This window comes from Algoriphagus taiwanensis (assembly GCF_036245645.1).
Lineage (GTDB): Bacteria > Bacteroidota > Bacteroidia > Cytophagales > Cyclobacteriaceae > Algoriphagus > Algoriphagus taiwanensis.
The window spans coordinates 1-12,592 of sequence record NZ_BTPE01000020.1; the positions used below are offsets into that span (position 1 = coordinate 1).

11 protein-coding genes and 1 pseudogene are annotated in these 12,592 nt (G+C 44.0%); 4 read left to right on the top strand and 8 right to left on the bottom strand.

The window, feature by feature from the left end; genetic code table 11:
* Positions 1-167, top strand: a pseudogene (locus tag AAA938_RS18800) (IS1595 family transposase); the annotation flags it as partial.
* Between the two features lie 4 nt (positions 168-171).
* Positions 172-2,847 (top strand): T9SS type A sorting domain-containing protein, encoded by a 2,676-nt coding sequence (locus AAA938_RS18805; RefSeq protein ID WP_338230318.1) that lies wholly within the window; start codon positions 172-174, stop codon positions 2,845-2,847.
* Here the strand turns inward: AAA938_RS18805 and AAA938_RS18810 are convergent, their stop codons facing one another.
* The 3 genes from AAA938_RS18810 to AAA938_RS18820 form a co-directional block, all read right to left on the bottom strand.
* Positions 2,848-3,969 (bottom strand): serine hydrolase domain-containing protein, encoded by a 1,122-nt coding sequence (locus AAA938_RS18810; protein ID WP_338230319.1) that lies wholly within the window; start codon positions 3,967-3,969, stop codon positions 2,848-2,850.
* A 1-nt stretch (position 3,970) separates the two neighbouring features.
* Positions 3,971-5,479, bottom strand: a complete 1,509-nt coding sequence (locus AAA938_RS18815; protein WP_338230320.1) for a S10 family peptidase — start codon at positions 5,477-5,479, stop codon at positions 3,971-3,973.
* 233 nt (positions 5,480-5,712) lie between these two features.
* Positions 5,713-6,126, bottom strand: coding sequence for a GNAT family N-acetyltransferase (locus AAA938_RS18820; protein WP_338230321.1), 414 nt, complete (start codon positions 6,124-6,126; stop codon positions 5,713-5,715).
* Positions 6,127-6,147: 21 nt separating this feature from the next.
* Between AAA938_RS18820 and AAA938_RS18825 the strand changes: the two genes are divergently transcribed.
* Positions 6,148-6,405 carry a hypothetical protein gene (locus tag AAA938_RS18825; RefSeq protein ID WP_338230322.1) on the top strand — a complete coding sequence of 86 codons (258 nt, stop codon included), beginning with the start codon at positions 6,148-6,150 and terminating at the stop codon, positions 6,403-6,405.
* Here the strand turns inward: AAA938_RS18825 and AAA938_RS18830 are convergent.
* The 5 genes from AAA938_RS18830 to AAA938_RS18850 are packed head-to-tail and all read right to left on the bottom strand — an operon-like array spanning position 6,398 to position 11,231.
* Complete coding sequence (locus AAA938_RS18830) at positions 6,398-6,679, bottom strand: GNAT family N-acetyltransferase (RefSeq protein ID WP_338230323.1); 282 nt, start codon at positions 6,677-6,679, stop codon at positions 6,398-6,400. The two genes, AAA938_RS18825 and AAA938_RS18830, sit on opposite strands and share 8 nt — an antisense overlap.
* A gap of 55 nt (positions 6,680-6,734) precedes the next feature.
* Entirely contained in the window at positions 6,735-7,154 is a 420-nt protein-coding gene (locus AAA938_RS18835) for a VOC family protein (RefSeq protein WP_338230324.1), read from the bottom strand.
* 4 nt (positions 7,155-7,158) lie between these two features.
* A complete protein-coding gene (gene kdsB, locus AAA938_RS18840) occupies positions 7,159-7,884 on the bottom strand; it encodes a 3-deoxy-manno-octulosonate cytidylyltransferase (protein WP_338230325.1) in 726 nt (241 codons plus the stop codon).
* Between the two features lie 53 nt (positions 7,885-7,937).
* Entirely contained in the window at positions 7,938-10,400 is a 2,463-nt protein-coding gene (locus tag AAA938_RS18845) for a GumC family protein (RefSeq protein ID WP_338230326.1), read from the bottom strand.
* A gap of 3 nt (positions 10,401-10,403) precedes the next feature.
* Positions 10,404-11,231, bottom strand: coding sequence for a polysaccharide biosynthesis/export family protein (locus tag AAA938_RS18850; protein ID WP_338230327.1), 828 nt, complete (start codon positions 11,229-11,231; stop codon positions 10,404-10,406).
* A 242-nt stretch (positions 11,232-11,473) separates the two neighbouring features.
* Between AAA938_RS18850 and AAA938_RS18855 the strand changes: the two genes are divergently transcribed.
* Positions 11,474-12,400, top strand: a complete 927-nt coding sequence (locus tag AAA938_RS18855) for a GNAT family N-acetyltransferase (protein ID WP_338230328.1) — start codon at positions 11,474-11,476, stop codon at positions 12,398-12,400.
* Positions 12,401-12,592 lie beyond the last annotated feature (192 nt).

Here is a 12,592-nt window from a genome sequence, read left to right on the forward strand (position 1 = left end):
GTAACTTAAAGAAACACCTGCAGACTTACCATATGATCAGTGAACGAATGATGCAGAACTACCTGGACGAGTTTTGTTACAAGCTCAACAGAAGATACTTCGGTCAAAAACTCTTTGACAGACTCATCATTGCTTCTATTTATCCATACTGGTTTGATTGCGGATAATCATATGATTTTTTTTGGAGATAACACATTCAACGGAAACAATACCTTCATTTCAGGAGGCAATCTGGATGCAGATGGTTCTAATCAATTTAGTGTCCCTGCAGGTACCAGTACTTCATTTGTGAAAAATGGAAATGGAAATGACGATTGGCAGGGAGGCAATACCTTTGGAACGGTCAGTTTCACCAACAACTCCAACAACAGATTTAGATTGGCTAATGCTACGGGAGACACCTTTTTAAGCACCTCAACTTTTTCAAACAATGGGACAAACTTCCTGGGTATTGCATTCAATGGAACCAACACTTTTGCCCAGCAAATAGAAATCAACAACACCAATCCTGGAGGTGAAGTAAGATTTGGAGAAGGGGGAGGCACTTCTACTTTAAGCACAGGAGGAGTGGTTACCAGTTCTTTTGCTGCTGCTAACTTGTTAGAGTTTAACAATTTCACTCAGGTGCAAAACTCCCCCAACGGAACCTTCAACACAATTACTTTTACCTCTGTCAATTCCAGTTTCCAGGGAGACTTTACCGTATCTGCGACCACCATCAACTTCAACGGAGCAAATACCTATGCAAGAAACGGAACCTTTACTGCTGCCAGCATCCAAATGACCAATGCAGGGAACAATTTTGCCACAAGCGGTGGTATTGCCCGCTTTACCAAAACTCCCTCAGGAACAACTAATGACTGGAATGGAGGAAATACGTTTGGCACCCTGGAAATTACCAATAATGCAAACAGCAGGCTAAGGCTAGGACAAAACAGTGGGGATACCTTTAATTCCACTTCTGTCTTTACCAACAATGGGAATAATATTTTAGGGATTGCATTCCGTGGTACCAATTCATTTGCTCAGCAAATCACCATCAACAATACCAATGTGGGGGGAACGGTCCGCTTTGGAGAAGGTGGAGGTACATCTACCCTACAAGCCGGAGGAGTGGTTACCAATGATTTTTCTGTGGGAAATCTTTTGGAATTCAACAACTTCACACAAATTCAAAACTCACCCAACGGGAATTTTGGGGTAAGCACCTTTAATTCTATCAACTCCTCTTTTCAAGGGGATTTTGGAGTGACAGCCACCTCATCGATCACTTTCCAAGGTACAAATACCTATGCAAGAAACGGGAATTTTACCGCCCTGAATATCACCGCCAATGGAGCAAATAACTTTTCAACTGCAGGAGGCGTCGCGAACTTCACCAAAACAGGCGGAGGTTCCAACGACTGGGCAGGAGGCAATACCTTTGGTGTAGTTAATTTTGTAAACAACTCCGGGTCAAGATTCCGTCTTGCAGTAAATAATGGAGACACTTTTACACAAAATGCAAGTTTTGTCTCTACCTCCACGGGATTTGTAGAGCCTGCCTTCAACAACATCAGCACCTTTGCTGGAAATATTTCGACTATTGGATCCAACCGGGCTTTGACCTTTGGTTTGGGAAATGGCACTGTCCAAATCGTAGGGAACAATGCACAATTCTGGCAAGGTGATGCGGCAAATTCTCCTATTGTAGAGCGCTTGGTCATGAGCACCACGGGTTCATTGACCTTGTCGGTACCTTTATTGGTAGACATCTCAGCAACATTTACAAATGGAATCGTCAATAGCGATGCTGCCAACTTACTGACAATAGACAATGGTGCCCTTGCCTCAGGAATGTCCAATGCCAGCCATGTGGATGGCCCTGTTCAAAAAATCGGAAATCAGGCATTCACTTTCCCTGTTGGAGATGGAGGTTTTTATGCTCCACTTATCATGGCCAATCGAGGTGGTGGAGGAACAGATATCTACACCGCCCAATATTTTTTAATTGCCCCCGTAGATATCCCTACCGATACCACATCAAGAGACGCTACTATTGGTCTGATGAACCAAAGTGAGCATTGGAATCTGGAAAGGAATAGCGGAACAGTAAATCGAGGCATCTCCCTCTCCTATGATGTGTCAAGGACCGCACCGGTTGTTGATTATACCGAGCTAGTCAGCATTTATTGGGATGGCACTGCCTGGAGAGATTTAGGAGGGTCGATTTCCGGAAATGATACCGCAGGGACTATTACTGCCGGAAACACTTCCAATAGGGGTTTCCTTTCAATAGGAAGTTCATTTAGAATATTACCGGTTGAATTACTCTCTTTTACAGCAAAGCAAACAGAAACCCGGGATATCCTAATCGAATGGAAAACGGCAACCGAAAAAAATAATTCTCATTTTATCCTAGAACGTTCATTTGACGGGAAAAACTGGGAAACCATCTCCTTGATTCCCGGAGCAGGAGATTCTTTAGAGCCTCTCTCCTATCGACATTTGGATACTAATCCTCAGTTTGGGAGAAATTTTTATCGTTTGACACAGGTGGATTTTGATGGACTGACTACGGTCTACCAGACTATTGCTGTCAGTCTTTCAGGTGAACCCGGTAATAATCTACAAGTGGTAGTATATCCAAATCCTACACAGGGCAGGATCTACCTCGAAAGCAAGAACCAAAATCTGGATGGAATGCAGGTGGAAATTCTGAACCTCAACGGGCAATCTATCCTACAATCCGAAGCCATTAGAAATTCAAGGGCAGAGTTTGACCTCTCCGGATTACCTAGAGGAATTTATATTCTGAAGCTATACTCAGCCTCAGAGATTATCACTCAAAAGATTATCCTTCAATAATCAATTGGGAATGATGAGGGATAATTGATCCCACATCTGACGAATAAGAAAGAAAGGCACCGGCAAATCTCCCGGAGCTCCTCCCATCCGGATAATCACCAGATTTTGAGAAGGTATCACCATCAAAAATTGCCCGTTTTTCCCCATAGCCTGATACATATCTGCAGGTGCAGATGGAATCAATGCACCCGGAATGACCGTCTGTGAACCGGGAAGCATATGGGAAGCCTTTCCGTTTAGCCAGGTCAGGTATCCATAGCTTTTGTTGAGTTCCTGTGAGGTCTGAGAAAGTTGATCAAAGTACGAACCGGACCAGATTTGCTCCCCGTTCCAATTTCCCTTGGCTAAAAGCAACAAACCAAAACGGGCAAAAGAACGGGCGTCAGAATAAAACACATTGTTGTCTCCAGTCTGTTGCCAAAAGCCCTTCATACCGATCTTTTTCCCAAGTTTGTCCTCAAAGTAAGCTTGAAAACTCTTCCCGGAGGCCTTTTCTACTACCGATTCCAAGAGTGTATAGGTCCCATTATGGTAGCTCCATCGTGTTCCGGGCTTGGCCAAATAGGTGAATGAGGCCGGAGAGGTATCATCCAGATTGCTGACTTTGTCATTGATACCTGTGGTAAAAGTCAGATGATGCTCAAGCCTGATATCCCGCTCCTGAGAGGAAGGCATGGAAGTCCAGCCTTCTCCCAAGTATTTTTGAGTTCGGTCACTGATTTTCAAAAGCTTTTCTTGCTCAGCCATCCCTACCAGGGCAGCTGTCAGGGTCTTTCCAGCCGAGGCCCAATACCAAAAGGAGTTTTGGTCCATTCCTCCTGTACCGGTCAGCTTGCTCCCCCAATATTCCTCCACCACTATTTTTCCATCTTTCAGAATGATCAAGGCGCGGGTTTCCTGAGTAGGCAACCACTCCAAAAATTCATCCAAAGCCTGCCTATCCCAGCCCAACTCATCGGGAGATTGGCTTTCCCAAAGCGAGGATTCATTGGGAGGAAAATACAAATTGGAAGGAGTCTGATTTCTGGACTTTTGAGCATCCACGCAGGAGGAAGAAAAAAGAGCCCATCCAAAAAGGAGGGCTTTTGTAAGGTAGATTCTGGAAACGGAAAGACTTCTCATCTTATTTTCTGAGGGTATTTTCAATAAATTTTTTCAAGTCCTCTCGGAAAAGCTTGGCTGAGGGCAAATGGGTATACATCATATGTCCTGCTTCATAATACGTCATCACAATCCGGTCTAAAGCCGACTGAGGTAATTCCAGACGGGAAATGGAATGCTCCACTCCATGGAAAACCGTGGCGAGATCGTAATATCCATTCATGATCAAAACCTGAACATAAGGATCTTTGCTCAGCGCTTCCGCCATATCTGGCAAAGTGGTCACGGCTGCATCTGCTCCCCAGAAATTATTTCCCTGATGCTTCCAATCCCAGCGGAATCCTTCTTTGGAATAGGCTGAAGTAGCATAAAGCAGGTCCTTGCTTACTCCCAGGCTACCATGATAATAATCCAGAAAACCCATCGTGTAAGCCGGAGAAATCGCATCGCTCTGAGGGTCGGTAAATGCAGACATGGCCATGGGGTCGATATTGATTCCTTTGTACCGGGAATCCAATCGACCTACTGTTTCCCCTTCCTTTCGAAGAAGTTCTTGATAGTATTCGTCGGCTGTGATCTTGAGATTGGCTCTTTCCCATACCTCTGCACTTATTCCGGTGAGTCCTTGTAGTTTGACAGCCATGGCCGACTTCTCAGCAGCGGAAATCCTATTTCCTTTGAATAAGGCCGGAGCATACTCCTTCTCGGTAAACTCCCTCACTTTTTGCACAAAAGAAGGCAGGTCAGCCCCCTTATCGGCCACTTTATTATGATACCAGCTGGTAGCAGCCATAGTTGGCAGATAGACGAGGTAAGGAAGATCCTCATTAGGTGCAAAAAACAGGGTTCTGAGATCAAATACGGCCGAAACCATAATCACCCCATTCAGTGCGTAGCCTTTTCCCAAAAGATCGTTCATCACCCCGGCATTGCGGAAGGTTCCGTAGCTTTCCCCAAAAATGTATTTGGGCGAGTTGAGCCGATCATGGGCTTTCAAAAACTGCATGATAAACAGGCTGATAGATCGGATATCCTGATCTACTCCCCAAAAGTCCTTTCCGGTAGCTTTCCCGATCGGAACACTCAGTCCTGTGCCCACCGGGTCCATCATCACCACATCCGCAATATCCAAGATGGAAAATTCATTATTTACCAAAGAGTAAGGTGCTCCTTGATTATAGTTAGGGTCATCCACAACAATCCGTTTAGGACCCATGATGCCCATATGCAACCAATAGGATGAAGATCCCGGCCCCCCATTGTATGCAAAAACGATGGGTCTATCCTTGCCTCCATTTTCTTTGATATAAGCTGTAAATCCAAAAAGAGCGATCGGTTCGTTGTCTTCATCTCGCAGCTCCATAGTTCCGGCTTTCGCGTTGAGATTGACCACTTTACCATCAATGGTAACGGACTGCTTGGATTCAAACACCTGAGCTTTAGGCAAAGCTGCAGATTTTTCAGGTGCTGTTTCCTGAGCCCAGGTACTAATGGAGATAAATAAGAAGAGCGCTAGTAATCGTATGTGCATGGCTGTTAGATTTATTTTCTGGGTCAAAGTTTAAGTCAAGTTAATTCAGTTTCATGAATTTCCCATTTTTAGGTAAAACTAGGCGAGAGAAAGACATAAGATATAAGACACAAGACATTAGACCTAAACAGGTTTACGATTAGAGGGAGACAGGATTTTCTGGGAGATCATAAACTGTGAAAAAGTAAATGGGGATAGCAATTTTCCAATCTTTCAATTTTACAATTTTAAAATCAAGAATTCCGAAACTCCTCCCCGGCCTTTAGCTGATAGCATCTTTCATGCAAGTGAAATCCAAGTTTTTCGTAAAAAGGAATAGCATCTTCAGCAGAAAAAAGAAAAAGCCGGGCTTTAGGCGCCAAATCTCGGGTAAACTCCAGAAGCTTTCTCCCCACACCTTGCCTTTGGTAGACTTTGGCCACTGCCAAATCTGCCACAAAACACCGGTAGCAATGATCGGTCAGACCCCGAAGAAGACCCACCAACTCCCCCTCTTTTCTGGCTGTGACAATCAGATTGGAGCCGGAAATCATCTTCTGAAGCAAGTCCAAGTCATTCATAGGCCTCCTCTCTCCCAAACCGGAGTCGTTTAGAATCCAGAGAAACTCTTCCAGAGAAATTTCAGATTCAAGCTGAACGGAAATCATAAAAAATTATTAGTTTAGAATATGACAGGAGGAATAGGGTTTAGCCGACAAGGCCGGCAGTCTTTTGAAGACAATCATAAATTGGGAAAAATCAGGACCAATTCCAGCAGGCCCGGGGTATTTTTAGAAAGAAAAGAAGGAAATGAAGCAGCTTTAACAGAAACTATCGGTTACCTCCAATCGCTTAGAGAAAGAAGGAAAAAAGTACGGCTTTGGGTAGGTACTTTGGTAGCCCTCATAGTCATTCTTCTTTTACTTTTTCTGACTTTCCTTAATTGAGCACATCCCGAAGCTCAGCATGTCGGGCAAATGTCGCCTTGGCAAAGGGACAAAGAGGAATTACTTTTATTTCCTCATTTCTGACCCAATCGACCAGTTTCTTCAGCAATTGAAGCCCAACTCCCTGACCTTTGAGCTCTTCGTCTACTTCGGTGTGCTCGATGATCATTTTTTTAGGACCTGCCATGACATAGACCATTTCAGCCTTTTTCGATCCCTCCACTTCCAGGTAAAAACTTCCTCTCCTGCCGTCTGACTGATGTTTGATTTCCATTTTGATTTGGGTTAAAAGTTAAAATGAGTAATTCAGAATCAAACAACAAGCAGATTCAGCTTTGGGTTCTACCCTCGACCAATCCATCGTAGATATCGTCAATAGGTTCCCAGAGTTCTATGGCATGTCCATCCGGATCGAGGATATGGACAAACTTTCCGTATTCGAAAGTCTCTATTTCATCCAAAATTTTCACTCCAGCTTCCTTAAGCTCAATTACCAGTTCTTCGAGGTTTTCCACCCGATAGTTGATCATAAAGTCCTTTTCGGATGGCTTAAAATACTGGGTATCGGAATTCATGGGAGACCATTGGGTAAAGCCTTTTTGCTGGGGATTCTCTGAAGATCTCCATTCAAAAGCAGTCCCATAGCGGTCAGTATTCAATCCCAAATGCCTCTTGTACCAGGCTTTGGTGGCATCAGGGTCCTTTACCTTAAAAAATATACCCCCTATTCCGGTCACCTTCTTTGCCATAGGATCAAAAAATACTCTTTATGAAATTTCTCGCACGATTCAGATCTTCCTGAGTGTCTATGGAAATGGATTGGTGGTTGGTTTCTACCATTTTTATTTTGACTCCTCTCTCGACCAATCGGAGCTGTTCCAACATCTCTATTTGCTCCAGCCTTCCCTTTGGCCAGGAAGTAAAATCCTGTAGGAGTTCACGGGTATAGGCATAGACTCCAATATGCTTCCAATAGACCAAGTCTTCCTTTTTCTCCCTATTAAACGGAATAGGTGAGCGGCTAAAGTAAATGGCATTGCTCTCTTCATCGACCACTACTTTTACCGTATTGGGATTGTAGGATTCGTCCTCCGAAATCCTGCACATCAGGCTTGCCATTTTCACTTTTGGCCTTTCAAAGGAATTAACAAGATTCTGTAAGGACTCTCCGTCCTGAAAGGGCTCATCGCCCTGTACATTCAGAATCAGATCGGCATCTACCACCTCCAGGGCTTCGGCGATTCGGTCAGACCCACTTTCATGCTTTTTGAAGCTGAAATATACTTTCCCACCCAGTTCCAGAATCTGATCTCTGATCAATTCGTGGTCTGTGACTACCCATACCTCATCGCAAACTCCGGTCGCCAAAGTGCTGAGGTAGGTCCGCTGGATCACAGAAATACCTCCCAAATCCTGAACCAGTTTGGCAGGAAGGCGGGTGGATGAGTACCGGGCAGGGATGAGGACAGCTGTTTTCAATGTTTTTGCAGATATACGCAGTTTCCAATGTTTTCAGATCATGACTTCAATTTTCACCTGATTCTGAATGCATTTTTGATCACTTTCCAAGGTTCAAACTTCTTTGCCTTTTTGATTTTCTTTCGTTTGGTCTCCAAGTCATCCCCGTAGTAATTGTACATGTATTTGTTGTTTTGGGAATAGAGATAGGTATTTCCATACCCGTAGTTATACCCTTCATAGTGGTATCCCGAATTGAGGATTCCATTAAAAACTCCATATACACTGGTTACCTGCTTGTTGTTAAACAGGTCGTTGATCATTACCAAATGGTCTTTGATTGTATAGTTTTGTCTCACCACGTACAAGTTGATATCAAAGAGTCGCATCAGGTCGATGGTTTCAGAAACCAAGCCCATCGGAGGTGTATCAAAGACCACGATGTCAAACCTTTCCTCCAAGTAGTTCAAAAACTCCTTCAGCTTGGGGGTCTGAAGCAATTCGGCAGGGTTGGGAGGAATTACACCTGAAGGAACGAAATAAAGGTTTTGATGTTGGGAAGGAAAAATAATATCCTCTGCTGCCACTTTTCCGATCAGGAAGGTTGATAGCCCTACTTTTTCGGTATGGTTAAAGTACGAAGCCAATTTGGGCCTCCTTAAGTCAGCACCTACAACCACGGTCTTTTTGGAACCCAAAGCCATCGCGGAGGCTAGGTTAAGAGAGGTAAAGGTCTTGCCCTCCCCTGAAACGGAGGAAGTAACCAGAATCTTCTTTGTATTTTTCCCTGAAGCCAAATAGGTAATTGCAGATCTAAGGGATCGGAAAGATTCCGCTACAGCGGACTTGGGGTGCTCCAGCACTACCTTATTGGTCTCTTTGGTACTGTAACCGATTACACCCAATTGGGGAATCATGAAGTGCTTCTTTAAATCCCGCTGATCTTTGATGCTGTCGTCAAACATCTCTCTCAGCACGATAAACCCAAAAGGCAGAAGGAAGCCTAAAGCTACTGCAAGTCCATAGTTTTGCGTCTTCTTTGGAAACACCAATGTACCCTGCTTGGCCAAATCAAGAATGGCATTATCCGAAACGTTGGCGGCACGGGCAATGCCTGCCTCCACTCTTTTCTCCAAGAGATAAGTGAAAATATTCTCCCTCAACTGATACTCCCTGTAAATGTCAGTGTACTTGGACTCAGACTCAGGAAGTGTGGCAAACTGAGAATCATAGGTACGGATCTCAGCCATCAGGGAGTTTCTCTGTTTCTTCGTGTTTTCGATCAGATTGACCACATTTTCAAAAAGTGCATCCTGAACTTTTTCCATTTGCACGTCGATCTTCAACACCTCGGGATGGTTTTCATTGACCGTAGCCAGAAGTTTTCTTCGATCTTGAGAAAGGGTGACGAGACTTTGGATCAGTCCATTGAGCAATGGATCGGGGACTCCGATTACAGAAGGTGCTATCACATCCGAGTAGTCCTTACTCTTCTTCTCCATGTAATCTCTGATCTCCTCGAAATACTTCAACTGATAGTCCAGTTGGGCACTTCGCTCATCCAAATCATTGATTTTGCCAAGGATGCTGGAAAACTCTGCTGATACATCCAATAATTTATTATCAACCTTAAAGCGCAGTAGTTCCCTTTGCTTGGACTTCATCGAATCCTCCAAATACCCCAATTGCTCGTCGATAAAGTCTATCGAATTTTCCTGAATCTTATTCTTCTCATTGAGATCGTACTCGATGTAGGATTGCATCAGGGCGTTGATGTAGTCCCTTCCTTTTTCCACCACTTTAGTGGTAGTACTTATCCTGAGAACTGATGAATATTCATTGACTGTGCTGACCTGAATCGATTTAGCCAGCCTATCTTCCAAGGCTGATGGATTTACCAATCGAAAAATAACCTGATCCCCAATCCTTCCCGGATTGACCAACAGGACTTTAAATTTTGATCGGGCGGTCTCTACAGTCTCTCCGAAGCTGTAGGTCTTGTCAAAAACCGACTCATCTCCAGCAGCTTGTGCCCGGTTGAAATCCATCAATCCGCCCACTACCTGTCTCAAACGGAATGTTTCATTGGAAAGAATCTCCAGCTCAACGGGGCTGTCAGTCACCTGCAAATGATCCCAATCCACTTCCACACGAATCGGCGATCGATCATAGAGTTCTATATCCTTGATATTGGTTTTGGCGAAATACTCCACGTCAAAGTGAAGCTTTTTCAGGGCTTCCTTGGCCAGATTTTTTGATCTGAGTCGGAGAATGTCATTTTCCAGATTGATCCCTGAATTGAAAATATTGGATCGATCGAGGATTCGGGCTTCAGGGGTACTGTTGTTTTTGATGACCAAGGAGCCGGTGACCTCAAATTCATCTACTGTATATCGGTGAAAAATATAAGTACCTGTTACAAACAGGATAATAAAAAGGACATACCAAGGCCAAAAACGGATGTATTTGGCGACCACATACCGGATCTCCAGCGCTTTCTCCTCATTATCCAACTGACTCAGATCGAGCTTTTCCATCGTTTAGAGATTCCCTGTTACCAAATTTAAAATTAAAAGCACAGATGCCAATATCCCTCCAAAGAGTGCTAGAGAAGCGGTCAGGTTGTCTGCCGTTCCTATCTGTCTGATTTTCATTGGTTCCAGATAGAGGATATCGTTGGGCTGAATGAAATACCAAGGACTACCTAGCAAGGCTCTGTCATTCAGGTTGATCTGATGGATTTTGGTACCTCCATCATACTGCCTAATCAAAAAGAGCTTGTTTTTCTTCCCTAAAAGGGTGGTTTCCCCCGCATTGGCCAGGGCATCGAATAGCGTCGCTCTGTTTTTGAAGATAATCTGAACCCCAACACTGTTGAATTCACCTAAAGTGGTATACCGAATCCCGGCGATTCGTAGCCGAACATAGACATCATCCTTGAAATAAGCATTGATCGCCTCCTGCACCACATTCTTTGCATCTTCCTCGGTCATTCCTGCAATCTTGATCTTTCCTAAACGAGGAATATCCACCATGCCTTCCTTGTCAATAGAGTACCCTGTCATATACAAAGGATCGCTTCCCTGACCTCCTCCTCCGCCGCCGCCCATGCGCATTCCTCCCATATTATTTCCATTGTTTTGAAAAGAAAACCCCTCCACTAAAGTGGGGTCCGAGCTCGCAAAATCAATTTGCACGATATCGTAGGGCTGAAGGATGTATTCATAATCTACCTCGGCAAAGGGAATGAACTCATCCAGATTAATAGCAGTGCTATCTGAGAGATTTTGTAAATAGGTGATACGCTTATTACTAATACAAGAACTCACCATTGCGGCAAGCAGTATCAAAAAAGAAAGATGCTTCATTCAAATCGATTGATCAATCTTTCAAAGATATGTAAATCTGATAATCCGCAAGGATATGCCGGGGCATTTTATCGGTTCATGGACTTATTTTAACATCCCTATGGATATCGGTCTTATTGGATTTTCAATTCATTCAGATTCACCACTCTCTCTCCTCAATTTTAATTCTTATTCCTCATTCTCGTCACAATTTATCTATCTAAAAACCTCCCCAAATTGACCTTTAGACCTATATTCACAGCATGCATATCCGAAGGGGAACTCAGGAAGACATTCCGGCAATCATTAATCTATTGCGGCTTAGCTTGGGGGAAAGCCTAATCCCCAAGTCCGAAGCGCTTTGGAATTGGAAGCATGTGGAAAATCCATTTGGTCCTTCCCCTATCCTTGTGGCAGAAGACGGGGGGCAATTGATAGGAATTCGAGCATTTTTGAAATGGGAATACATCTATCAGGGTAAAGCAATTTCAGCTTGCAGAGCCGTGGATACCGCTGTTCATCCTGATTTTCAGGGAAAAGGAATTTTCACTTCCTTAACACTTCAGCTGATTGAAGAAGTAAAAAGTGAAGGAATAGAGTTGATTTTCAACACCCCAAATACCAAAAGCACCCCGGGATATCTAAAAATGGGTTGGGAAAAATGGGGAAATCTCCCCATTCAGCTTCATTGGAACTGGGCCTCGCTTTTCTCAAAAAATCAGGATGCTTTCGATTCGGATTGGGATAGTATCCCGCCTTTGATCGAAAAGCTGGAAAGTCGCCCATCCGAATCCAGTAGCATAAAGACCAATCTCCTTCCCGGATACATTTTTTGGAGATACAGGGATTGTCCTCTTTTCGATTATAAATTTGTCACAGATCAAGAAAAATACCTATTGATCTATAGAGTAAAAGACAACTCTTGGGGCAGAGAACTGCGGATTTGCGATTGTTTCTATCTGGAAAATCTGGACTTAGGGAAAGTCAGAAAAGATTTGAAGTCGATCCAAAAAAAATCCGGGGCAACCTGGGTCAGTGCTTCAGGCCTCCATTTGGAAGAGAGTTTGAAACTGAAATTGGCGCCAAACCTACCCATAGGCCCCTTGGTCACACTCAGACCAATAAATAAAGACCTAATTCCCAAATCTTTGCCTTGGGCATGGAGTCTTGGGGATTTGGAGTTGTTTTGAAGGGTACTTTGGACCACAGTCCATAGTTTAGGGCAGTAGTTGGAAAGGATAGAGTCGGAAGGGACACAAGAAAAGAGACTTGGGCCAGATGTGTTGCTTGGAAGGCAGATTTTTACCCCCCCCCTATCCCTCCGCCGCGGCGGAGGAGTTGGATACGGTAGATCCTTGAAGGATCGTATGGATAACCTAAAT